At 60.7% G+C, this 22,132-nt stretch carries 21 protein-coding genes; 10 read left to right on the forward strand and 11 right to left on the reverse strand.

The window, feature by feature from the left end; genetic code table 11:
* Nucleotides 1–248 (forward strand): tRNA-binding protein (locus HK23_RS04440; protein WP_143217479.1); only part of this gene is annotated, 248 nt, incomplete at its 5' end.
* A 146-nt stretch (nt 249–394) separates the two neighbouring features.
* Here the strand turns inward: HK23_RS04440 and glyS are convergent.
* A complete protein-coding gene (glyS, locus tag HK23_RS04445) occupies nt 395–2,455 on the reverse strand; it encodes a glycine--tRNA ligase subunit beta (RefSeq protein ID WP_086653040.1) in 2,061 nt (686 codons plus the stop codon).
* A 4-nt stretch (nt 2,456–2,459) separates the two neighbouring features.
* Nucleotides 2,460–3,344: a glycine--tRNA ligase subunit alpha gene (locus tag HK23_RS04450; RefSeq protein WP_086653139.1), complete on the reverse strand. Its 885-nt coding sequence runs from the start codon at nt 3,342–3,344 to the stop codon at nt 2,460–2,462.
* Nucleotides 3,345–3,574: 230 nt separating this feature from the next.
* Between HK23_RS04450 and HK23_RS04455 the strand changes: the two genes are divergently transcribed.
* Entirely contained in the window at nt 3,575–4,354 is a 780-nt protein-coding gene (locus tag HK23_RS04455) for a DUF2076 domain-containing protein (protein ID WP_086653041.1), read from the forward strand.
* 61 nt (nt 4,355–4,415) lie between these two features.
* Here the strand turns inward: HK23_RS04455 and HK23_RS04460 are convergent, their stop codons facing one another.
* The 4 genes from HK23_RS04460 to HK23_RS04475 all read right to left on the reverse strand — a co-directional run bounded on the left by HK23_RS04460 (nt 4,416) and on the right by HK23_RS04475 (nt 8,214).
* Nucleotides 4,416–4,871, reverse strand: coding sequence for a helix-turn-helix domain-containing protein (locus tag HK23_RS04460; protein WP_086653140.1), 456 nt, complete (start codon nt 4,869–4,871; stop codon nt 4,416–4,418).
* Between the two features lie 365 nt (nt 4,872–5,236).
* Entirely contained in the window at nt 5,237–6,799 is a 1,563-nt protein-coding gene (gene lnt, locus HK23_RS04465) for an apolipoprotein N-acyltransferase (protein ID WP_086653042.1), read from the reverse strand.
* 147 nt (nt 6,800–6,946) lie between these two features.
* The gene (locus tag HK23_RS04470) at nt 6,947–7,795 is read right to left on the reverse strand and encodes a GNAT family N-acetyltransferase (protein ID WP_086653043.1); all 849 of its coding nucleotides are present in this window, start codon (nt 7,793–7,795) and stop codon (nt 6,947–6,949) included.
* Complete coding sequence (locus tag HK23_RS04475) at nt 7,792–8,214, reverse strand: Fur family transcriptional regulator (RefSeq protein ID WP_143217489.1); 423 nt, start codon at nt 8,212–8,214, stop codon at nt 7,792–7,794. The genes HK23_RS04470 and HK23_RS04475 overlap by 4 nt, the downstream gene beginning before the upstream one ends.
* Before the next feature lie 216 nt (nt 8,215–8,430).
* Between HK23_RS04475 and HK23_RS04480 the strand changes: the two genes are divergently transcribed.
* Nucleotides 8,431–8,727, forward strand: coding sequence for a sulfurtransferase TusA family protein (locus HK23_RS04480; RefSeq protein WP_086653044.1), 297 nt, complete (start codon nt 8,431–8,433; stop codon nt 8,725–8,727).
* Nucleotides 8,728–8,774: 47 nt separating this feature from the next.
* Here HK23_RS04480 and rho read toward each other — a convergent pair whose 3' ends face one another.
* The 4 genes from rho to HK23_RS04500 form a co-directional block, all read right to left on the reverse strand.
* Nucleotides 8,775–10,070 (reverse strand): transcription termination factor Rho, encoded by a 1,296-nt coding sequence (gene rho, locus HK23_RS04485; protein WP_043551267.1) that lies wholly within the window; start codon nt 10,068–10,070, stop codon nt 8,775–8,777.
* Between the two features lie 222 nt (nt 10,071–10,292).
* Complete coding sequence (locus HK23_RS04490; protein ID WP_086653045.1) at nt 10,293–10,853, reverse strand: hypothetical protein; 561 nt, start codon at nt 10,851–10,853, stop codon at nt 10,293–10,295.
* Nucleotides 10,850–12,025, reverse strand: coding sequence for a magnesium transporter CorA family protein (locus HK23_RS04495; protein ID WP_086653046.1), 1,176 nt, complete (start codon nt 12,023–12,025; stop codon nt 10,850–10,852). The genes HK23_RS04490 and HK23_RS04495 overlap by 4 nt, the downstream gene beginning before the upstream one ends.
* 148 nt (nt 12,026–12,173) lie before the next feature.
* The gene (locus HK23_RS04500) at nt 12,174–13,124 is read right to left on the reverse strand and encodes a DUF4349 domain-containing protein (RefSeq protein WP_179193795.1); all 951 of its coding nucleotides are present in this window, start codon (nt 13,122–13,124) and stop codon (nt 12,174–12,176) included.
* A gap of 230 nt (nt 13,125–13,354) precedes the next feature.
* On the opposite strand from HK23_RS04500, the gene trpB reads away from it, so the two are divergent.
* From trpB to HK23_RS04530, 6 genes are all read left to right on the forward strand, one after another.
* A complete protein-coding gene (trpB, locus tag HK23_RS04505) occupies nt 13,355–14,599 on the forward strand; it encodes a tryptophan synthase subunit beta (protein ID WP_063907650.1) in 1,245 nt (414 codons plus the stop codon).
* A complete protein-coding gene (trpA, locus tag HK23_RS04510; protein WP_063907649.1) occupies nt 14,596–15,429 on the forward strand; it encodes a tryptophan synthase subunit alpha in 834 nt (277 codons plus the stop codon). Before trpB ends, trpA begins: the two co-directional genes overlap by 4 nt.
* Nucleotides 15,430–15,448: 19 nt before the next feature.
* The gene (locus HK23_RS04515) at nt 15,449–16,729 is read left to right on the forward strand and encodes a TIGR03862 family flavoprotein (protein WP_086653048.1); all 1,281 of its coding nucleotides are present in this window, start codon (nt 15,449–15,451) and stop codon (nt 16,727–16,729) included.
* Nucleotides 16,726–18,210, forward strand: a complete 1,485-nt coding sequence (locus tag HK23_RS04520) for a helicase HerA domain-containing protein (protein WP_086653049.1) — start codon at nt 16,726–16,728, stop codon at nt 18,208–18,210. Before HK23_RS04515 ends, HK23_RS04520 begins: the two co-directional genes overlap by 4 nt.
* 30 nt (nt 18,211–18,240) lie before the next feature.
* Nucleotides 18,241–19,446: an ATP phosphoribosyltransferase regulatory subunit gene (locus HK23_RS04525; protein ID WP_082881681.1), complete on the forward strand. Its 1,206-nt coding sequence runs from the start codon at nt 18,241–18,243 to the stop codon at nt 19,444–19,446.
* A 72-nt stretch (nt 19,447–19,518) separates the two neighbouring features.
* Nucleotides 19,519–20,808 (forward strand): adenylosuccinate synthase, encoded by a 1,290-nt coding sequence (locus tag HK23_RS04530; protein WP_086653050.1) that lies wholly within the window; start codon nt 19,519–19,521, stop codon nt 20,806–20,808.
* A 123-nt stretch (nt 20,809–20,931) separates the two neighbouring features.
* Here HK23_RS04530 and HK23_RS04535 read toward each other — a convergent pair whose 3' ends face one another.
* Complete coding sequence (locus HK23_RS04535; RefSeq protein ID WP_143217480.1) at nt 20,932–21,204, reverse strand: hypothetical protein; 273 nt, start codon at nt 21,202–21,204, stop codon at nt 20,932–20,934.
* A 210-nt stretch (nt 21,205–21,414) separates the two neighbouring features.
* On the opposite strand from HK23_RS04535, the gene phoB reads away from it, so the two are divergent.
* Nucleotides 21,415–22,107, forward strand: a complete 693-nt coding sequence (gene phoB, locus HK23_RS04540) for a phosphate regulon transcriptional regulator PhoB (RefSeq protein ID WP_063907729.1) — start codon at nt 21,415–21,417, stop codon at nt 22,105–22,107.
* Nucleotides 22,108–22,132 lie beyond the last annotated feature (25 nt).

The following is a 22,132-nucleotide window of genomic DNA, read 5'->3' on the forward strand; positions in this document are numbered from 1 at the left end:
GAAACCCCGCCTATAAAGTCTGGGTGGATTTTGGGCCATATGGAGAGCGCAAAACCAGTGCGCAGATTACACGTCTCTACACACCGGAAATGCTGATCGGGCGGCAGATTATCGGCATTATCAATTTTCCCGAAAAACAGATTGGCCCTTTTCGGTCTCAGTTTCTGCTCTCAGGGTTTGAAACGGAAGAGGGCGTTGTACTGGCGGCGCTGGAAAGACCCGTACCTAACGGCACCCGGCTCAGTTGAAGGCGCGCTAAAAGCCCGCTGTACGCAGCCGTTCGAGCGATAAAGTCTCAGTGGCCCATACACGCGGTGCCTCATAAAAAAGAGAGACGCAGCAAAACGCCACGTCTCTCTCTTTCTGGTTAGCGTCCATTCAGAAGGAAGAGCGCTTACCCTTCAATCTGGCTGAAATCTGCAATCAGACGCATCATGCGACCCAGACGCGCAAGCAACCGCAGGCGGTTCAGGCGCAGCGGAGCGTCCGGTGCGTTAACGGTAACGTCCTCAAAGAACTTGTCCAGCGGCGCACGGAGGCTGGCGGCCTCGCGCATGGCGTCGGTAAAGCGTTCTTCTGCAAAGGCCGTTTCCACTGCCGGTTCAACCCGGTCCAGCGCTGCGGCAAGCGCCTGTTCTTCCGGCTGGGCAAACAGGGCCGGGTCCGGCGCGCCTTCATGCGGGCCATCCTTGCGGTCTTCAATCCGCAGGATGTTGGCAGCGCGACGGGTGGCGGCCAGCAGGTTCTTGCCGTCTTCCGTTTCCAGCATGGTTTCCAGCGCCTGTGCGCGGGCCAGAAGGCGGGTGATGTCCGTGTCGGTATTGCCGGTGGAAATGGCGGCAAGGCAGTCATACCGTGCGCCTTCCGAGCGCAGCTGAACACGCAGGCGCTCCGCCATAAACTGCGGCAGCAGGGCCAGATCCGGCGCATCGCGCAGGGATTCCGGCAGGGCTTCCGCTGCCAGCAGGAACAGCTTGACCAGATCCAGCCGCAGACCGTTCTCACGGATCAGGCGGATAATGCCCAGAGCCGCGCGACGCAGACCGAAGGGGTCGCCCGAGCCGGACGGTTTTTCACCCGCGGCGAAGAACGCGGCCAGCATGTCAAACCGGTCAGCCAGACCCAGCACGACAGAAACCGGAGCAGTCGGCACCGTGTCACCGGGGCCGCGCGGCATATACTGCTCGCTGATGGCCTGACAGACAGCAGGCGTTTCCCCGTCATGCTGCGCGTAATAGCCGCCCATCACGCCCTGCAGTTCCGGGAATTCCCCGACCATGCCGGTCGTCAGGTCCGTTTTGCTGAGTTCGGCAGCGCGTTCACAGTCCGCTTTGGAGGCCCCAACCATCGGGGCAATCAGTCCAGCCAGACGCACCATGCGGCGCGTACGGTCACCCTGGCTGCCCAGTTTGGCGTGGAAGGTGATGGCATCCAGCGCGCTCAGGCGAGAGGCGAGGGTCTGCTTGCGGTCCAGATCCCAGAAATGGCGGGCATCCGCAAAGCGGGCGCGCAGCACGCGTTCATTACCGGTGACAATCAGAGTGCCGTCATCCGCGGGGACAATATTGGCCACAAAGGCAAAGCGCGGGGCCGCGGACCCATCACCGTTGCGCAGGGCAAAATAGCGCTGGTTGACGCGCATGGAGACCTGCATCACCTCGGCGGGCAGATCCATGTATTTCTCGTCAATCCGGCCAAGGAACGGCACCGGCCATTCCACCAGTCCGGCGACTTCATCCACCAGCCCTGAATCCGGCACAAGCGCCAGCCCTTCGGAGGAGGCAAGGGCCGTCAGACCCGTGACGATGGTTTCCCGGCGAGCTGCCGCATGCACCTGCACGTGGCGGGCCTTCAGCGTGTCCTGCCACTCCGTAGCGCTGCTGACAGCTATCGCACCGGGGGAGAGGAAGCGATGCCCTTCCGTCAGGTTGCCAGACTGGAGGTTGTGGCCGTTATCCTCACCCTGCGCCAGAGAGAACGGTACAGTCTCACCATCCAGAATGCACAGAATGCGACGCAGCGGGCGCACCCACGTAAACGCGCTGCCCTGGCCCCATCGCATGGATTTCGGCCAAGGGAAGCGGCGCAGCAGGTCCGGCATGATGGCGGCAATATGTGCCGTGGCGCTGATGGCAGGTTCTTCCCGCTCCAGCACCCAGAAGCCGTTTTGCAGGGTCAGGGCGTCCTGCGTCACACCATGTTTGCGGGTGAAGCCTTCCAGTGCTTTTGCTGGCGCGCTTTCACGCGGGCCGCGTTCAGACACCGTGCGGCCGGGCACGTTGGCGTCCAGCGTGCAGGAGGCCGCAATACGGCGCGGGCCGGTATAGGCCACAGCGTCTTTCGGGTTCAGCGGGGCCAGTGCGTCAGACAGCAGGCGCAGCAGGTTTTCTCCGGCCTGCTGCTGCATGCGGGCGGGAATTTCTTCTGAAAAAAGTTCTATCAGCAGTTCGGGCATGATCTTATTTGTCCTCGCCAGCCAGCCAGGTCTCACAGCACAGTTTTGCCAGTGTCCGCACGCGGCCAATATAGGCGGCGCGCTCACTCACGCTGATCACGCCGCGCGCATCCAGCAGGTTGAACAGATGGCTGGCCTTCAGGCACTGGTCATAGGCAGGCTGTGCCACACCGGCTTCCGCCAGTGCTGCACTTTCTTTTTCTGCATCGGCAAAATGGCGGAACAGGAGTTCCGTATCCGCCAGCTCAAAGTTGTGGCGGGAGTAGTCCTGCTCGGCGCGCAGAAAGACATCGCCGTAGGTCAGGCCAGTCCCGTTGTAATCAAGGTCATAGACGTTCTCCACGCCCTGCACATACATGGCCAGACGTTCCAGCCCGTAGGTCAGCTCCGTGGAGGGCAGAACCACCGGAATCCCACCGACCTGCTGGAAGTAGGTAAACTGGGTGACTTCCATACCATCACACCAGACTTCCCAGCCCAGACCCCATGCGCCGATGGTCGGGTTTTCCCAGTCATCTTCCACAAAGCGGATATCGTGCCGGTCCGGGTCAATCCCAATGGCGCGGTAGCTGTCCAGCAGGAGTTTCTGGCTTTCTTCCGGAGTGGGCTTCAGCAGCACCTGATACTGGTAATAATGCTGGAGCCGGTTGGGGTTTTCCCCATAGCGGCCATCAGACGGGCGGCGGCAGGGCTGCACATAGGCGGCCTTCCACGGCGTGCTGCCCAGAGCCCGCAGGGTGGTGTGGGGGGAAAGCGTGCCCGCGCCAACTTCCTGGTCATAGGGCTGAAGAATGGCGCACCCCTGTTTTGACCAGAACTGGTGAAGGGTCAGGATCAGGTCCTGAAAGGAAAGAGGCCGCTCGGTAGGGCGGGGAGACGCCGGGTCCATGGTCAGGGTGAAACTCCGCAGTATGACAGTCAGGATGTGCGCAGAGCGCGCACGGCGGGGCACACCATACAGGTGCGCTGCACATTCAGGAAGAGAAGGCATGCAACTCCCTGCAGCTCTCCTCTTGCAACGCTCTTGCCGCCTTGCCACATCTTGGACAGACTAGTGCTATCTTATGCACACCAGTGCATCAGGCTGGCAGTACATGCCGCAGGCAGGGAAAAGAGACGATGACCAACGAGGAACGCGACCTCATTGCGAAATTTGTAGCCAGAGTGGGCGGTGCGTCCCAGTCCGGCTTTGGGAGCGTGCCCAGCACGAAGCCTAATCTGCCGCCGATAGATCCGGAAGCGGACAAGTTTCTGGCACAGGAATTCCAGCAGTACCCGGAAGCCCGCTATCGTATTACCCAGATGGCTGTGGTGCAGGAAATGGCGCTGGTTGAAGCACAGAACCGCATTCAGCAGCTCCAGTTCCAGCTTCAGCAAGCCCAGCAGGCGCTGCAGCAGGCACAGTCTCAGGCGCAGCAGGCTCCCGCTGGTGGCGGTGGTTTCCTCGGTGGCCTGTTCGGTGGTGGGCAGCGTGGAGCGCAGGCTCAGCCACAGCAGTCGGCTCCTCCGGGCTGGGGTGGTCGCCCTGCCGCGCCGCCGCAGTATCAGCCGCAGCCGCTCCCTTATGGGGCGCAGCCGGGCATGTTCCGCAGTGGTTCGGGCTTTCTTGGCTCCGCTCTTTCAACCGCTACAGGTGTCGCTGGCGGTATGCTGGCGGCCAATGCGCTGACAGACCTGTTCAGTGGCCATCATGGTGGCGGGGCTGATGGCGGGTGGGGCGCAGGCCAGCCGAGCGAGACCGTGATCAACAATAATTACGGGGATGGTGCCGGAGCAGACCCGTTTGCCGGAGCCGGAACCTCAGCGGATCAGGGCTTTGATGCCGGAAGCAGCGACTGGGGTGGCGATGCTGGTGGAGACGCCGGCGGGGGCGAATGGGGCGGCGATCAGGACTTCTGAGACATAGACCCGGAAGGGGCGGCTTTGGTCGCCTCTTTTTTTTGTTCAGACGAGCGTGCGTTTATGATGGGTCGGCTTCAGCTGGCGGCGCCATGGAGCGCACCAGTTCCAGCACCCGTTTACGAACGACGGCATCGGGGATGCGGTAATAGGCGCGGATCAGTTCAATGGTTTCCTTACGGGAAAACAGAGAGGCTTCCTGATCTGAGAACAGCGAGGCTGTTCCGGTCTGAAATGGGGTCTCAAAAGGCTTCCGGGTCTGGGACAAGCCTCCATGGAATGTGGTGGGGGGCTTGTGGTCTGCGGTCTGGCCAGAAGCGGGCATATCATCAAAGAAAAAGCTGATTGGTACGTCCAGCGCGGAAGCCAGATCATAAAGGCGGGATGCCCCGACACGATTGGCTCCGCGTTCATATTTCTGTACTTGCTGAAACGTAATGCCGAGGGCCTCCCCAAGTTTTTCCTGAGACATCCCCAAAAGCGTGCGTCGGAGCCGGATACGGCGCCCGACATGCATGTCAACCAAACCCGCCCGCGGGGTAGAGGTCTTTGGGGCAGAGAGGGGGGAGGCTGTTTCTGTCACGCAGTTTCTCACCGAAGAAAGGAGAGCGCCTTATAAACCAGTTGGTAACTGTTTATAAACCGTTTATTAAAGATTCCAGAGTTTCTTACGTAACGATCATAAAATTTGGAAAAATATATTTTCCATACATAATAATAAAAAATATAAGATCAATATTAAATCTTATATTTTGGAATCTCAATCATAATATTATTATCATTAAGAAATTTTTATAATGTAATTATTGTAATAAAGTGCAAAGAAAAGGAAATTTATTAGAAAATAGAATTAACGCTAAATAAAAAATTATTTCATCTCTATTATATTCCCTCCTTCCGTTTGGGACGAACAAATGCTGCCAGAAAAACAGCGAGGCTGAGAAGAGCAGGAAGGCTGCGACCGAACTGTGCGAACAGAGGCGCGGGAAGTGACGCGGGCAGAGGCTCCACCAGCGTTCCGGTTTTTCCCCAGCCAAGGCGGCCCAGCTCATGCCCAAAACCATCATAGGCAATAGAAATGCCGGTATTGGCGGCGCGGGCAATGGGAAGCCCTTCTTCCACTGCGCGCAGCCTGACGGAAGAAAGATGTTGCCGGGGGCCTGCGCTGTCTCCAAACCAGCCATCATTCGTCACATTGGCCAGCCAGCGGGGGCGGTCATGCTCGTCCACCGTCAGGCCGGAGAAAATTACTTCATAACAGACCAGCGGTCCTACAGGCGGGATGCCGGGCAGATGCCATGTCTGCGCACCCGGGCCAGCCGCCATGCCACCTTGCGGGACAATTTGCAGCGGGATGAAGGGGGGCTGATATTCGCCAAAGGGAACCAGTCGGGCCTTGTCGTAAAAAGCGGCAATATCGCCATTGGGTGCGAGAGCCAGCACCGAGTTCCGGTAGCGGCCATCTTCCCCTACGCGCAAAGCGCCAATCAGGCCTGCATCCGCACCCGGTGCCCATTCCATAATAATCTGGCGGGCGCGGGGGCTGTCCTGCAACAGGCCGGAACCGGGAAAGGAGGTTTCCGGCCATAAAAAGACAATTGGGCGGGTTATGGCATCGGGGAAGGTGGGGTGGGGGCGCTGGTCACGGGCTTGCAGCACGCCATCCGCTGTCAGATGCAGGTAGCGCATGAAAATATCGCGCGGATTGAGATGGCCGACTTTTTCTGTTTCCGGCACGTTGCCCTGCACCAGCACGGTCACCGGGCCCGGCTCTCCAGCGGGATGCACAGTTTTCAGGCGGATCACACTGGCCGTCAGGCTGATGCTGATGACTAGCGCAGCACACGCTGCCACCCGTATGCGGTCAACGCAGCGCGGGAAAAGCTGGCAGGGGCGACCAGTACGTGCCCGGAAGGCATCCTGTAACGCTGCGCCGCCAAACAGGGCTCCCAGAACCACAAAAAAAGTCAGGCCATCCACGCCAATCCATGCAGCAGGCTGAATGAGCACATCGCCCACCGTGCCGGGGATTGCCAGACTGCTGCCCAACGGATTCCACGTAAACCCGCTGAACAGGAAGACGCGGCCCATATCAAACAGGGTCCAGCCTGCCGCAAAGGTCAGAATCCGGCGAGGGCCAGCCGGGGCCAGACGGCACAGCGCCGCCGGGGCGGCGACCATCGGGGCCAGAATCAGCGCGCAACCCAGAGAGGGGAATGGCACAAACCACCAGAACTCTTCTGCCCGGATCATCACGGCGTTGATCAGCCAGTAGAGGTTGGCGGCATAGAAACCGAACCCAAACAACGCTCCGGCCCAGGCCGCATTTTTCCAGCTTGGTGCGCTATTAAGCACCCGGCCCAGAGCGGGGAAGGTGATGAGCAGGATCGGCAGGAAGTGGACGGGTGGCAGGGCAAGGGCTGAGAGCGCGCCCATGCCGAGCATCAGGCCAGCCTGACGCCATCGTGCGGCCCGGTTCTGCCGTCGCCCCGCCTGTGCTTCGTCAGCCGCGGGTGAGGGAGACGTGCGCCAGAACGCCAGACGACGCCTCAGCACGGTGTGGGAAATGCCATGTCCGCCTGAAAAAGCCGCTCAGTCGAGCGCATCGCGCAGGCGGCGTTCATAATGGCGGTAATATTTGTCAGCCAGCAGTTCACTCTTCACCAGCACGGCAACGTCTGTTGTGTTGAACTGGGTATCAATCACTGCGCCATCACCCACATAACCGCCCAGCCGCAGATAGCCTTTAATGAGAGGCGGCAGACGCGCCAGGCTTTTGCGGAAGTCGATGGAATGCGGGTCGACCCGCAGCATGTCCACGCGCCGTTCCGGCAGGGCCTTCACCCGCAGGGCCGGAGGGGCCAGATGGTTGTGGTAGAGATAGGTCAGCTCGTTCGCAATGGCGTCCGGGTTTGTGCCCGGCAGGCTGGCGCAACCAAACAGCACATCAATGCGATGCAGGAAAATGTAGGATGCAATGCCGCGCCACAGAAGCTGCATGGCGGCCCGGCCACGGTAGTTCTTGTCCACGCAGGAGCGACCGACTTCCAGCAGGCGCCCCGGAAATTCCGTCAGGGGAGAAATATCGTATTCGCTTGCGGAGTAGAAACGGCCAATTTTTGCCGCAGCATCGCCCTGCACAAGCCGGTAGGTGCCCACCACGCCACGCGCATCGGAGGCAATGGCATGATCAATCACCAGCAGATGGTCGGCGACGGCATCAAACTCGTCAATATCCCGCTTCCGGCGCAGGGTCTCAGCGTCCGGGTGCGCGCCCATTTCTTCATAGAACACGCGGTACCGCAGGGCCTGAGCAGCATCGCGCTCATCATCAGTGGCGGCAATGCGCACACTCAGGTTGCCACCACGGAGTTCAGGAAAGCCCTTGCGTTCCAGATCCAGAGTGGAGAGAGAGCCGGCGGGCAGTTGATCCGCGCTCATGAGGCTGCTCCTTTGCGTTTTGCGGCCTGCGCCGTCTTGGCTGCCTGCTGGGCCTGCGGGCGCTTTTTGCCAAACAATTCAAGACGCATGGACACAAAGTCAAACCCCAGCCGTTCTGCAACGCGCCGCATCAGCTCTTCATGCTCCGGATCTTCAAACTCAATCACCTTGCCATTATCCACATCAATCAGATGATAGTGGTGGCGGCCATGTTCGGTGGCTTCATAGCGGGCACGTCCCCCGCCAAAGTCACGCCGTTCCAGAATGCCCTTTTCTTCCAGCAGCCGTACGGTGCGATACACCGTGGCTACGGAAATGCGGGAATCCAGCGCTGAGGCGCGGCGGTAGAGTTCTTCTACATCGGGATGGTCATCAGCGTCCGACAGAACGCGTGCAATGACACGGCGCTGCCCCGTCATTTTCAGGCCATGTTCGATGCAGAGCTGCGCAATCCGCGATTCTGTCGACTGTGATTTCAAGGGCGCAAATCCTGCTTGTTACCACCTGCATTCATGAAACATCAGGTAGCCGAAAAGGGGAGAGGTTGTCCAATTTTACACACACACACAGGTTTTTTAAGCTCTGATTTCAAATGGTTTCTGCCACCAGCGCGGTGGCCCTGCGGAGAATGCTTCATGAACACCCCATCAGATCCGTCAGAGATCCTGCCAGCGGATTCGTCCCATCCAGAAACGCGGATGCTGGATATTACGCATGAAAAATGCCCGATGACGTTTGTGCGCACCCGTCTGGCGCTGGATGGCATGGCACCCGGCAGCCTGCTTGCCGTGCGGTTGAAAGGGGAGGAACCCCATAAAAATGTCCGCCGCTCTGTGCTGGCGCTGGGCCATGCCGTGCTGTCCGAGCAGGCGGAAGAGGACGGCAGTGTGGTGCTGACCATCCTGAAAAAAGACCCCGCATCAGCAGGCTGAACACAGCTGCCAATGCGGGGTCTGATAACGGTCCCGGGGCCTGAGACTTAGTTGTTCATGGCCTCGAAGAAGTCGTTGTTGGATTTGCTGTATTTGAGCTTGTCCAGCAGGAAGTCCATGGCGTCCATCGTGCCCATGGGAGCCAGAATACGGCGCAGCACCCACATTTTGGACAGGGTGGCGCGGTCTACCAGCATTTCTTCCTTACGCGTGCCGCTCTTGGTGATGTCAATCGCGGGGAAGGTGCGCTTGTCAGCCAGCTTACGGTCAAGGATCAGCTCGGAGTTACCCGTGCCCTTGAACTCTTCAAAGATCACTTCATCCATGCGGCTGCCGGTATCAATTAGCGCCGTGGCGATAATGGTCAGAGAGCCGCCTTCTTCAATGTTACGGGCCGCACCGAAGAAGCGCTTGGGCCGCTGCAGCGCGTTGGCGTCCACACCACCGGTCAGCACCTTGCCGGATGACGGCACAACAGTGTTGTAGGCACGGGCCAGACGGGTGATGGAATCCAGCAGGATGACCACATCGCGCTTGTGTTCCACCAGACGCTTGGCTTTTTCCAGCACCATTTCCGTCACCTGCACGTGGCGGTGGGCGGGTTCATCAAAGGTGGAGGAAATCACTTCACCCCGCACGGAGCGGGCCATGTCGGTCACTTCTTCCGGGCGCTCGTCAATGAGCAGCACGATCAGGAAGCATTCCGGATGGTTGGCGGAGATGGAAGAGGCAATGCTTTGCAGCATGACCGTCTTACCGGTGCGCGGCGGTGCGACAATCAGCGCACGCTGGCCCATACCGATGGGGGCGACCAGATCAATCACGCGGGGCGTGAAGTCCTGCGTGCTTTTGCCCTTTTTGCCCTTGGTCTCGCTCACCGGCGGGGCAGCGCTTTCCACTTCCATCTGCAGGCGGCGCTCAGGGTAGAGCGGGGTAAGGTTGTCAAAATTGATGCGGTGCCGGACGGCTTCAGGCGCTTCAAAATTGATGCTGTTGATTTTCAGCAGCGAGAAATAGCGTTCGCCATCCCGCGGGGCGCGGATCTGCCCTTCAACCGTATCACCCGTGCGTAACGCAAAGCGGCGCACCTGAGCGGGGGAGATATAAATATCGTCCGGACCGGGGAGGTAGTTTGATTCGGGAGAGCGGAGGTAACCGAACCCGTCATGCAGGATCTCGAGTGTGCCATCACCGTAGATCGCCTGGTCGTTATCGGCCAGCGCCTTCAGAATGGCGAACATCATATCCTGTTTGCGCAGGGATGATGCGTTTTCAATATTCAGGTCTTCGGCACAGGCCAGAAGATCGGCCGGAGATTTGGCCTTGAGTTCCGCAAGATGCATTTAGGAATGCCCTGACTGGCAGTAGTTCAGAAATGGGGAGGTCCGGATCAGTCTTGCGCAAAGCCCGAAAACACGGCGTGTCACAGCAGAGGTGCGCCACGGCGGCCCGGATAGCAGGATGATCCTGACATGAGGGAAAGCACTGGACAGGTGAAGTCAGCCAGTTCTGGGGGCGGAGGATAAATCCGCAAGTCTGGTTCGTCAACCAGACTTTACAGGTGCTTAGCGGGCTGGCGCAGGTGTGATAGCCGCCTGCCATGTGTCCCGGCTGAGCCAGTATTGCGAGACCGAGGTATCGGGAGAGATGAAGTTTGTCACCTGAGACCAGAGCTGGCTCGGTCTGGGGTGGGAGGTCAGCGCACCTGATAGCAGCGTGGCGGAGCAGGGGCCGTCCAGCAGAATATCCCGGTCAGACAGGGTGACTTTCAGGTGGCAGTGGCCCAGTTGAGCGGAGGTGGGGGGTGTCAGCGTGCCAGTTACCGGTCCGGCATCCACCGGGCGCATGGCAGAATCCAGCCGCATCATCTCACCCGCCACGGTGCCCGGACCTGTCTGATGCAGGCCGACCAGAATGCGGCGGGTGTGCACGGAGGACAAACCACCGTAGCGCAGCGGTTCTGCGCTCAGCTGATTGAACATCGCCTGATAGCCAGCCTGACTGATGGCAGGGTTTGTCTTGATTTCGGCAGCGTGCCCGGTCTGGCTTGCGGCAAGGCCGAGCAGACAGGCTGCGCCCACGGGCAGCAGGCCACGCAGGCGGGAAAACAGGGTGCGATGTGTCATTTAATGCCTCCAAGCCATCCTTTGCGCCAGAACCACAGGAGCGGCAAGGCGACAGAGGCCGTCATAAGCCCCAGTGAATACCAATAGCCAAAGGACCAGTTAAGTTCCGGAATATCCTTGAAGTTCATGCCATACACCCCGGCAATCAGGGTCGGAGCGACGCCAATAAAGCTGACAACGGTCAGCACCTTCATCACGCCATTCTGTTCAATACTGATAAAGCCCAACGTGGCATCCAGCAGAAACTCCACCTTGCTGGCCGCCTGAGACACGTAATCACTCAGGGAAGAGAGATCGCGATTGGCCGTTGCCATGCGGGACCGCAGCGCGCCGGACAGCGCATAAGGTGCATTTTCGGTCGGGATGGTTGTCACACCAGCCTCAAAACGGCGGGAGGTAATGGGCAGGCCAGAGGCCGGGGCCATGGCGTCCTTTTTACTCTCACTCAGAAAAATGGTGATGCGCTCCAGCCCCAGCAGGGAGTCCCGCACGCGGGAGCAAAGGTCGCCCGAACTGCCCACACGCTCCAGCAGTTCGCGTTGCCATGCCGCGACGCTGCGCACCTTAGGCATGTTCTGCCGCCGTTTGAAAATGTCTTTGGAAAGCTTGTCCAGCAACATGCCAACGCTTTCCAGAATATCAGCCAGCCGGTCCACAATGGTTTCAATCAGCGCCACCAGTACCTCGCCGGGGCCAATGGGAGCTGGTTCCGGAGACTGGGGCTGTCCGGCGGTTTCTGTGGCTTCACTCTCTCTTTGCGCGGGCGTGAGCACCATGCCGCTGGGGGCAGGCGTGGTAGCGGGCGCGGGTGGCAGGGTGTGCTCGGCCACAAGCTGCGCCACATTCTCAAAAGAGGGGTAGGGCTGGTAGCGAATGGTAATCAGCCGTTCCGCCGTGAGCACAAATCCTACCGGGAAGGCCTCAAATTCCAGCCCCGTTTTTTTGAGCAGAGGAGTAGAGAGAAACGCAGCCCCATTGCGCACGCTGATGCGGGAGGAACTCTCAATCTCGTTCAGGTCATCCAGCGTGGGCAAGGGCTGGCCGCAGATCCGGGCGGCAAGATCCTGTTCTTCCGGAGTAGGGTTCAGCAGATCAATCCATGCTACGCCGTGTGCGTCGGCCTCACTCTCAATCGCCCGTGCGGGGGCGCCGGGCTTGTGGGCCAGAAACATGAAATTCTCCTCAGGCGTATCGTTTTGTTACTCTTGCAAACCGCTGACACACGGGCGCAGGAAATATGACCAGACCGGCGCGTAGTGACAAGTGACAGTCCTGAATAGCGGAAAAGCCTCGTTCCCCCTGCTCTTGTAGGGCTGCGATTTAAGCGCGTGGCGTACGGTCCCACGGCCAGCGGAAGGGGGCGCGTTTCCACCTCCGCCCCGCAAAGCGAAGGATGGCCGCTCCACCGAGGATCACCGGCACCCATGGCAAGGCGCCGAAGACAAACCGGATGACGTCAGCAATGCTGTCAGTAAAAAGAGAGCCGGATTGTGCCAGCGCTTCGCGGATGGGGCTGACGGGTTTGTTCTCTTTTTGCGGAGCGATGCTCTGGAAAGCGATAAAGAGGCTCTCCGTATCAATCCGCGTAGTCATGTCGCGCAGAGTTGTGGCGTTATTGTCCATCTCTGCCTGCGTGTGGGCCAGTTCGCGCTCAATCTGGATCAGATCAGCCGCCTTGGTGTCCGGCCTCTTGCTCAGCTCTGTCAGTCGGTTGCGGTAATTCTCAAGTTCGGCATTGCGCGTGGTGGCGTCCGCAACGGGCTGAGACAGATCTTCCGCTCGGGTGGACTGGCGGATAGCCAGCACATCGCCGGGTTTCTCGCCGGACAGCGGGTGCAGTGCGCGGGCGATGAAGACCGCGACCTGATCATGAGGCAGCCGCACCTCGACATGCGCTATGGGCGATTGATCGTCAGCACCATCATGTTCGACGAGGGCCGAAAGAAGGAGGCAATGCAGCGTCTGGTCGTGCAGGCAGGCATCCCTGAGATCGGCATAGTGCTTATCAAAAGAGCCCAGCGGCACCCGAACCGTTATGCTGTGGCTGTAAGCCAGACTGGCCTGTCGCGTGGCTGCGGAGCCCGCACCGCCTGCTGCGTCTGCAACGCTGGGTGCCGGAGCCGGTGAGGCAACCATGGGTTCAGGCTGCTTGTGGTGCTTTTCTTCCTTGCACCCGCTCAGAGCGAGCAAAGCCAGACACAGTGGCAGAAGGGAGCGTGATGGGCGGCGGCCCAAAAAGAAACCAGACGTTTTAAGCGGATTATAGGGCATGGCGTGAGAATGCTTTGCTGAAATCAGGAGGGGTTGCGCTAAAATAAGGCCCTCCATTCTTGTCGTGGTGTTCTGGAATATGCAAGCGGCCTGCGTGGTGCGGGCCGGGTGAAATTTAGACTCCGTGCCCTCTGTGCAAGTGCGTTCGGCTTCTGGTAAGCCAGATGCCTGCTTTTTAGGGCAGGGCGACCCGGCACATCACGCAAAAATCAGGAGCGGCAGAACCACCCATGGCGGACCCGGCAGAACAGCACAGCGCAGCAGCACAGCCCAATTCTCTTCGGCACGGACCGGATGAGCGTGGCCACTTTGGCGGCCGTTACGGTGGCCGGTTTGTGGCGGAAACCCTCATGCCGCTGCTGCTGGAACTGAACACGGCGTACGACGCCGCGAAGGCGGACCCGGCTTTCCAGAAAGAGCTGGACTTCTACCTGCGTGATTATGTTGGTCGCCCCAGCCCGCTCTGGTTTGCCCGCCGCATGACGGAAGAGCTGGGCGGCGCGAAAATCTACATGAAGCGCGAAGAGCTGAACCATACCGGCTCCCACAAGCTCAATAACGTTATGGGGCAGATCCTGCTGGCCCGCCGTATGGGGCGTACCCGTATTGTAGCGGAAACCGGGGCCGGCCAGCATGGGGTGGCAACGGCGACTGTCTGTGCGCTGTTTGGGATGCAATGCGTCATTTACATGGGAGCCACGGACGTTGAGCGGCAGAAGCCCAACGTTTTCCGCATGCGTCTGCTGGGTGCGGAGGTTGTGCCGGTCACCGCCGGGGCTGGCACGCTGAAAGACGCCATGAATGAAGCCATGCGCGACTGGGTTGCCAACATTGCGGATACCTATTTTCTGGTGGGCACCGTGGCAGGCCCGCATCCGTATCCGGCCATGGTGCGTGATTTCCAGAGCGTGATTGGCGAGGAAACCAAAGAGCAGATGCAGGCGCAGGAAGGCCGCCTGCCGGATGTGATTGTGGCGGCCATTGGCGGCGGCTCCAACGCCATGGGGATTTTCCATCCGTTTCTGGATGACGCCTCTGTGCGGCTGATCGGCGTGGAAGCCGCGGGTCATGGTCTGGATAGCGGCAAGACGGCAGCCTCCATCGAGCGTGGCCGCCCCGGCGTGCTGCATGGCAACCGCACTTATCTTTTGCAGAATGCGGACGGTCAGATTGACGAGGCGCATTCCATCAGTGCCGGTCTGGACTATCCTGGTGTGGGGCCAGAACATTCCTGGCTGAGCGATATTGGCCGCGCGGAATATGTCGGCGCCACGGATGATGAGGCGCTGAAAGCCTTCCAGCTCTGCACCCGCACTGAGGGCATTATCCCCGCGCTGGAATCCGCCCATGCCATTGCCTATGCCGCCAAAATTGCCCCCACCTTGCCGAAAGAGACGCTGCTGGTCGTCAATATTTCAGGCCGGGGAGATAAAGATATTTTCACCGTTGCCGAGCATCTGGGAGTGAAGCTGTGAGCCGTATTGCCGCCCGTTTCAAAACACTGGCCGCACAGGGGCGCGGTGCACTCATCCCGTATCTGGAAGCGTTCGACCCGGATCTGGAAACCTCTCTGGCGCTGCTGAAGGCCATGCCTGCTGCCGGGGCGGATCTGATTGAAGTCGGTATGCCGTTTTCTGATCCCTCCGCCGATGGTCCGGTCATCCAGCTTGCCGCCCGCCGTGGGCTGAAAGCCGGGGCCACGCTGCCGGGTGTGCTGAAAATGATTGCCGCCTTCCGTGAGCAGGATCAGGAAACCCCCGTTATCCTGATGGGCTATCTCAACCCCGTGGAAGCATACGGCCATGCCCGCTTCTGCACGGATGCCGCCAAAGCCGGTGTGGACGGCCTGATTCTGGTCGATCTGCCGCCGGAAGAAGCGGATATCTTGGAACAGCCCGCGCAGGATGCCGGGCTTGATATCATCCGTCTGGTAGCGCCCACCACGTCGGATGAGCGCCTGCGTTACGTGCTCTCGCACGCATCCGGCTTTGTCTATTACGTGAGCATCACCGGCATTACCGGCACACGCACGGCGAGTGCTGAAGCGTTGCAGGAAGCCCTTCCGCGCCTCCGCGCCGCAACGGACCTGCCGGTTGCCATTGGCTTTGGTATCCGCACGCCGGAACAGGCCGCTACGGCGGCCGGCATTGCAGATGGGGCCGTCGTGGCGTCCGCGCTGCTCTCCACGCTGGCGGATACGCTGGACGCGGAAGGCAAGGCGACCGACCAGACCCTGCCGCGTGTGCTGAACCAGATTAAAGACCTCGCCGCTGCTGTGCGTGCCGGGGAGAAAAAGGCGGGATGATGCGTCCGTCCCCGCAGGTATGAGCAACCCGTTTCGTGTTGTTGTTATCGGCGGCGGCCCAGCAGGACTGGCCGCCGCCGAGGTTCTTTCTGCCGCAGGCTGCGCGGTGCAGGTTGTGGAAGCTATGCCCAGCCTCGGCCGCAAATTTCTGATGGCCGGGCGCGGTGGGCTGAACATCACCCATTCCGAACCCCCGGAAAAATTTCTGACCCGCTATGCGGACGCTGCGCCCTGGCTTGCGCCTTTTCTGGCAGCATGGACCACGGAAGAAATCCGGCAGTGGATGGACGACCTGGGGCAGGAGAGCTTTGTCGGCTCCTCTGGCCGTATTTTCCCCCGTGCGATGAAGGCCTCGCCCTTGTTAAGGGCATGGCTGGCGCGGCTGCGCGCGCAGGGCGTCACCCTCCATACCCGCACTCGCTGGACCGGCTGGGATGCTGCGGGGCACCTGACATTTTCGCAGTCTTCCTCTCAGGTGCCAGCGGCTGGAGCGTCGGAGGGTGGGGCCGCCTCTTCGCTGTTCCCAACGCCTGATGCCGTCATTCTGGCTTTAGGCGGGGCAAGCTGGCCGCGTCTGGGGAGTGATGGCGGCTGGGTTTCCCTGCTGGAACAACGCGGCGTTGCCGTGTCTGCTCTGCGCCCGGCCAACTGCGGATTTCAGGTCGCGTGGTCGGAAGCGGTTAGAGAACGGTTTGCAGGAACGCCGCTCAAGCCCGTGGCTCTGACCTTTGGGGGCAGGACCGTGCGCGGGGAACTGGTCGTGACGGAGTCCGGGCTGGAAGGCGGCGCGCTTTACGCGCTGTCGGCCCCGTTGCGCGAGCATCTGGCTCAGCATGGTACGGCGGACCTTTTGTGTGACCTTCGGCCCGATCTCTCTGTGGAAGAACTGACAAAGCGGCTGGCTGCCGTGCGCCCGCGTGAGAGTCTGTCCAACAAATTGCGCAAAGCCCTCCGCCTGCCGCCAGTAGCGGTCGCCTTGCTGCGAGAGGCTGGTCCTGTGCCCACCTCTACATCTGCTCTGGCGGCACGGTTGAAGGCGCTGCCGGTGCGGCTGACAGGGCCGGAACCGCTGGCCCGCGCCATCTCCACAGCCGGAGGCGTTGAAGAAGGCGCCTGTGACGAGCGGCTGATGCTGCACACGCTGCCCGGTGTTTTTGTGGCCGGAGAAATGCTGGACTGGGAGGCCCCAACCGGCGGCTATCTGCTGCACGCATGCCTTGCAACTGGACGCAGTGCGGCACATGGGGCGCTTGCATGGTTGCGGGACACCCATCCTGAGCGGTATCGGATGCCCCTATGAGCAGCAACATGATCGTGATGGGTGATGTGCCGGGGGGTGGCCCGGCACGCATGGACCTTGCCGAACTTCTGGCCACCCGGCTTTTGGTGCAGGGCAATTCCGGCTCTGGTAAATCGCACCTGCTGCGGCGTCTGCTGGAGCAGTCCGCCCGTATGGTGCAGCAGGCGATTATTGACCCGGAAGGGGATTTTGTCAGTCTGGCGGAAAAATTTGGCCATCTGGTGATTGATGGGGCCGAATGCTCGGACATGGCGCTGCATGCCGCCGGGGAGCGGATGCGGATGCACCGCGCCTCTGTGGTGCTCAATCTGGAAGGTCTGGACGCGGACCAGCAAATGAAGTGGGCCGCCGCCTTTCTGGGCGGCATGTTCGAGGCTCCGCGAGAATACTGGTATCCCGTGCTGGTGGTGGTGGATGAGGCCCAGTTGTTTGCTCCTGCTGCCGCTGGTGAGGTCTCGGATGAAGCGCGCCGTGCCTCGCTGGGGGCTATGACCAATCTGATGTGCCGTGGCCGTAAGCGTGGTCTGGCCGGTATTATCGCCACCCAGCGTCTGGCCAAACTGGCCAAGAACGTGGCGGCGGAAGCCTCCAACTTCCTGATGGGCCGTACCTTTCTGGACATCGACATGGCCCGCGCGGCGGACCTTCTGGGCATGGAACGCAGGCAGGCCGAAGCCTTCCGCGATCTGGCTCGGGGCACCTTTGTCGCCCTTGGCCCGGCTATGTGCCGCAGGCCGACGCCGGTGCGGATTGGCACGGTGGAGACGGAAAGTCGTTCTGCCGGACCCGTGCTGACGCCGTTTGAGCCGCCTTCCGCCCCGGTGCATGATCTGATTCTTGCCCCGGTGCCGGTTTCAGACTTTGTGGCACGCCCCAGAAAAGCGCCTGCCACGCCGCAGCCCGATCTGCTGACCCAGCTTGCCGCCCACGGTGAGGCACAGGCTGCGGCCTCGCAGGAAGAGCAGCAGCAGGAAGAGCCCCCGGAAGATCAGGCTGAGCGGGAAGCCCGCATGAACGCCATCCTGCGCGATATGCTGACGGATGATGAAACCTCCTTCCGTGCATCCGCCGTGCTGTATCAGGATTTTCTGGTGCGCTGCCGTATTGCCGGGCTGGGCCGCAATGCGCTGGATCTGAAGGCCTTTAACCGCGCTCTGGCTACGGCCCGCAGTGGCGTGAGTGAGGATATGTCAGCCTCGCCGGACTGGCAGCAGGCGGAGGGGCTGGCCAATGCCCTGCCGGAAGATCTGCAATCGGTTTTCCTGTTTCTGGCCCGCGCCGCCATTGGCCGCCTGCCGTGCCCGTCGGACGCAGAAATTGCGCGTGTGTATGGCACCGTCTCGCAAGGCCGCGCCCGCCGTCTGGTGGAATGGCTGGAAGACCAGAACATCATCGTCCTGCGTGCGGATGGCATGGGCCGGAGGGTCATTACGGTCATCGGTCCAGGCTGGGAGACGCTGCCCGGCACCCCGCAGGGGTGAGAACCGTTAAAAAAGTGCAGGTTTGCGGGCATGACGGGCGCGGCCTGCGGTGCTATAGGCCGAAGCATGACGGATGACCCGCCCTTTAGCCCGGCTTTGCTGCCGGCTGGCTTTGTTGACCTCCTGACCCCCGATGCCCGGACCGAGGCAGAAGGGGTTGCTACGCTTATGGGCGTGTTCGCCTCACACGGGTATGACCGTGTGCGGCCGCCGCTCATGGAGTTTGAAGACACATTGCTGGCAGGTTCCGGCGCGACTCTGGCAGACCAGAGCTTCCGCGTGATGGACCCGGATACCCGCAAGATGATGGTCCTGCGGCCTGACATCACCCCCCAGATTGCCCGTATGGCAGCGACTCGGCTTGGTGCCGCAGCGCGCCCCCTGCGTGTGTCCTATGCCGGGGCGTGCGTGGTGGTTATGCCTGCGGCAGCGGAAGAAAGCGGGCGGCAGATCATGCAGGCCGGGATCGAGCTGATCGGCCCGGACAGCCCGCAGGCTGATGCCGAAGTGATGTCCGTTGGGGCAGAAGCACTGGCGCAACTGGGTGTGCCGGAGGTCTCGTTTGACCTCACCATGCCGCCGCTGGTTCCCGCTCTGCTGGAAGAAGCTAATATTTCCGCCAGTGTCCGCCCCGTTCTGATGCGTGCGCTGGACCGCAAGGATGCGGCGGCTGTGGCTGAACTGGGTGGGACACTGTCTGACACGCTGATCGCCCTCTTGCGCGCTGCTGGTCCGGCCGAGCAGGCGCTTGAGCAGCTTGCCCATATCAGCCTGCCGCCACGGGCCCGCGCCTTTAGTGAGCGTCTGGCCGCAACGGTTGCCGCCGTGCGCAAAGCCAATCCCGCGCTGCGGCTGACGGTCGATCCGGTCGAATTCCGCGGCTGGAAATACCATACCGGCGTGTGCGTCACGGTTTTTGCCGTAGGCCGTGCGGAGGAACTCGGGCGCGGTGGGCGTTATCTTTCCAGTGATAATGAACCCGCCTGTGGCCTGACTTTCCGGCCGGATGTGCTGTTCCGCACCATTCCGCCTGCGCAGGCCCGGCAGCGCATTTATCTCGCCCCGGATGCGGACGCACAGAGTGCGGCCCGTCTGCGGGCAGAAGGGCACGCCACGCTGGCCGCCCTGCCATCTGGCACCCCCCACCTTACAGGCCCGGAGCATGACCGGGCCGAGGCGCTGCGTTTGGGGTGCAGCCACATTCTTTCTGGTGCAACGTGCACAAAGCTTGACTAACCACGTGCGGCAGAGGGGCAGGGTCGCCTCTCGGCAGGGTTTTCAGGCAGATTTTCCAGGAGCAGACCGTTTATGTCCAACGTCACGGTGATCGGCGCCCAGTGGGGCGATGAAGGCAAAGGTAAGATTGTAGACTGGCTGGCCAGCCGGGCAGACATTGTTGTGCGCTTTCAGGGCGGCCACAATGCCGGGCATACGCTGGTTGTCGGCAATCAGGTTTACAAGCTTTCTCTGCTGCCCTCTGGCGTGGTGAGCGGCAAGCTGGGCATTATCGGCAACGGCGTGGTGGTGGACCCGCAGGCGCTGCTGGCTGAAATTGGTCGTATTCAGGAACAGGGTCTGAAAGTGACCCCCGACACCCTGAAAATTGCAGAAAACGCCCCCCTGATCCTGCCGGTGCACGGCGCGCTGGACCGCGCGCGTGAAGCGGCCCGTGGCGACCGTAAAATTGGCACCACAGGCCGCGGCATCGGCCCGGCGTATGAAGATAAGGTGGCCCGCCGTGCCATCCGCCTGTGTGATCTGGCCGAGCCGGAAACGCTGGACTGGAAGCTGGACGAACTGCTGCTGCACCACAACACGCTGCTGGCCGGTCTGGGCGCTGACACGTTCAAGAAGGAAGAGCTGATGGCCTTCCTGACGGACATCGCCCCCAAAGTTCTGCCGTTCATGGCTCCCACATGGGACATTCTGGATGATGCCCGTCGGGGTGGCCGCCGTATCCTGTTTGAAGGCGCTCAGGCCGTCATGCTGGATGTGGACCACGGAACGTATCCGTTCGTCACCAGCTCCAACACGGTTGCCGCCAATGCCGGCACCGGCGCGGGCATGGGCCCGAACGCTGCCGGGTTCGTGCTCGGCATTGCCAAAGCCTATTGCACCCGCGTGGGTGAGGGGCCGTTCCCGACCGAACTGTTTGACGATATTGGCCGCAAGATTGGTGAACGCGGGCATGAATTTGGCACAGTGACGGGTCGTCCGCGTCGCTGTGGCTGGTTTGACGCCATTCTGGTGCGTCACGCCGTGCGCGTGGGTGGCGTGAATGGTCTGGCACTGACCAAGCTGGACGTGCTGGATGGTCTGGATGAAATCTGCATCTGCGTAGGGTATGAACTAGACGGCAAAAAGACCGACCGGTTCCCGTCCTCTCCGGCAGCACAGGCGCGCATCAAGCCGATTTTTGAAACCATGGAAGGCTGGAAAGAAACCACGCACGGCGCACGCCGCTGGGCGGACCTTCCGGCACAGGCCATCAAATATGTCCGGCGTATTGAAGAGCTGGTTGGCGCACCCGTCACCCTGCTGTCCACCAGCCCGGATCGTGATGACACCATCCTGATGCGCGACCCGTTTGAAGACTGATTAAACACCCGTCTTTAAGATGGCATTCAGACCCGCCTTGTGATCCTTTAACAAAGGGCCACAAGGCGGGTCTTTTTGTTTTCGCCTCTTTTGCGCTGGTGCTGCGGGCCGAGCGTCGCGGATTTAGTGGCTCAGCGGATTCTGCTGCATGGCCGTGGCGGTGTCGCCTTCGGCAAACGCCCCAAAAACACCCGCGGCAGGATACAGGGCACGAATACGCTCCTTCTGCGCCTTGTTTTCCAGCGTGGTGCAAATGCCTTCCAGCATCCCCAGCTCGAGTAATCCACGTTCAGAAAAGGAACGGGAGATCTGGCTCTGGAGCGTTTGAAAGCGCGTTTTCAGGGACAGGGGAAGGCTTCTGCAGGTTTGCGGCAGAAGAGTGCGAAAAATACTCATGCGAGCGTTTCCTGGAGGTGCATCCGGCACAATTGCCGGTCCAGCTCCTGAGCGCTCCATAATCCAGAATTCTGGCTTTTGCATAGCGGGATTTTGCAGGCCAGCAGAGCTTTCCAAGCAAGGGTCGTAAAGTGTGTAACTTTTATGACACTGGTTGTTTTTTCTGTGGCCTCCAGCTTATCCTGCGCCGCGAACCGCTATGGGATGCTCATGACACACAATGCAAGCGTTCTCGTTGTTGAGGATGACCCGGCACTGTCCCGGTTGATCTGCTATAATCTGGAAAAACAGGGCTACGATGTGCGTCTGGCCGGAGACGGTCACACAGCCCTCGATCAGATTAGCCGCCGTGCGCCTGATCTGGTCCTGCTGGACTGGATGCTCCCCGGTATTTCGGGGCTGGAAGTCTGCCGGCAGTTGAGAGAACAGCCAAAAACAAAGTCCATACCCATCATCATGCTCAGCGCGCGCGGGCAGGAGACTGACAGCGTGCGCGGGCTGGAAATTGGGGCGGATGATTATCTGATCAAACCCTTCGGCATGGAAACGCTCTTTGCGCGGGTCAAGGCCATGCTGCGTCGGCTGCCGCCGTCTGGCAACGTGCTGAAGTTTGATTCACTGGTGCTGGACCGTGTGGCCCATAAGGTGGAGCGCAACGGGCGGCTCCTGCCGCTGGGGCCAACGGAATATCGCCTGCTGGAATTCCTGATGACGCATCCGGGTCAGGTTTTCTCGCGCGAGGAACTGCTGGAACAGGCATGGGAGCGCAGCTCCTGTGTGGAATTACGCACAGTGGATGTGCATATCAGACGGCTGCGGCAAACGCTGAACGCAGGGGATGAGAAAGACCTGATCAGAACCGTCCGTGCCCGGGGATATGCGCTTGATATGCCACAGGATTGAGGCCGTTCTGGCGCGACGGAGTGCC

The sequence above is a fragment of the Acetobacter malorum genome (assembly GCF_002153605.1).
GTDB classification, from domain to species: domain Bacteria; phylum Pseudomonadota; class Alphaproteobacteria; order Acetobacterales; family Acetobacteraceae; genus Acetobacter; species Acetobacter malorum_A.

Bases quoted from the DNA above. Each gene is read 5' to 3' on its own strand.
- HK23_RS04530 (WP_086653050.1), top strand. From the start codon at position 19,519: ATGTCCAACGTCACGGTGATCGGCGCCCAGTGGGGCGATGAAGGCAAA.
- HK23_RS04470 (WP_086653043.1), bottom strand. From the start codon at position 7,795: ATGAGCGCGGATCAACTGCCCGCCGGCTCTCTCTCCACTCTGGATCTG.
- HK23_RS04460 (WP_086653140.1), bottom strand. From the start codon at position 4,871: ATGCATGTCGGGCGCCGTATCCGGCTCCGACGCACGCTTTTGGGGATG.
- HK23_RS04525 (WP_082881681.1), top strand. From the start codon at position 18,241: ATGACGGGCGCGGCCTGCGGTGCTATAGGCCGAAGCATGACGGATGAC.
- HK23_RS04475 (WP_143217489.1), bottom strand. From the start codon at position 8,214: ATGACGGGGCAGCGCCGTGTCATTGCACGCGTTCTGTCGGACGCTGAT.
- HK23_RS04455 (WP_086653041.1), top strand. From the start codon at position 3,575: ATGACCAACGAGGAACGCGACCTCATTGCGAAATTTGTAGCCAGAGTG.
- HK23_RS04500 (WP_179193795.1), bottom strand. From the start codon at position 13,124: ATGCCCTATAATCCGCTTAAAACGTCTGGTTTCTTTTTGGGCCGCCGC.
- HK23_RS04490 (WP_086653045.1), bottom strand. From the start codon at position 10,853: ATGACACATCGCACCCTGTTTTCCCGCCTGCGTGGCCTGCTGCCCGTG.
- glyS (WP_086653040.1), bottom strand. From the start codon at position 2,455: ATGCCCGAACTGCTGATAGAACTTTTTTCAGAAGAAATTCCCGCCCGC.
- HK23_RS04535 (WP_143217480.1), bottom strand. From the start codon at position 21,204: ATGAGTATTTTTCGCACTCTTCTGCCGCAAACCTGCAGAAGCCTTCCC.
- HK23_RS04450 (WP_086653139.1), bottom strand. From the start codon at position 3,344: ATGGACCCGGCGTCTCCCCGCCCTACCGAGCGGCCTCTTTCCTTTCAG.
- rho (WP_043551267.1), bottom strand. From the start codon at position 10,070: ATGCATCTTGCGGAACTCAAGGCCAAATCTCCGGCCGATCTTCTGGCC.
- HK23_RS04495 (WP_086653046.1), bottom strand. From the start codon at position 12,025: ATGTTTCTGGCCCACAAGCCCGGCGCCCCCGCACGGGCGATTGAGAGT.
- phoB (WP_063907729.1), top strand. From the start codon at position 21,415: ATGACACACAATGCAAGCGTTCTCGTTGTTGAGGATGACCCGGCACTG.
- HK23_RS04520 (WP_086653049.1), top strand. From the start codon at position 16,726: ATGAGCAGCAACATGATCGTGATGGGTGATGTGCCGGGGGGTGGCCCG.
- lnt (WP_086653042.1), bottom strand. From the start codon at position 6,799: ATGCTCGGCATGGGCGCGCTCTCAGCCCTTGCCCTGCCACCCGTCCAC.
- HK23_RS04480 (WP_086653044.1), top strand. From the start codon at position 8,431: ATGAACACCCCATCAGATCCGTCAGAGATCCTGCCAGCGGATTCGTCC.
- HK23_RS04515 (WP_086653048.1), top strand. From the start codon at position 15,449: ATGAGCAACCCGTTTCGTGTTGTTGTTATCGGCGGCGGCCCAGCAGGA.
- trpB (WP_063907650.1), top strand. From the start codon at position 13,355: ATGGCGGACCCGGCAGAACAGCACAGCGCAGCAGCACAGCCCAATTCT.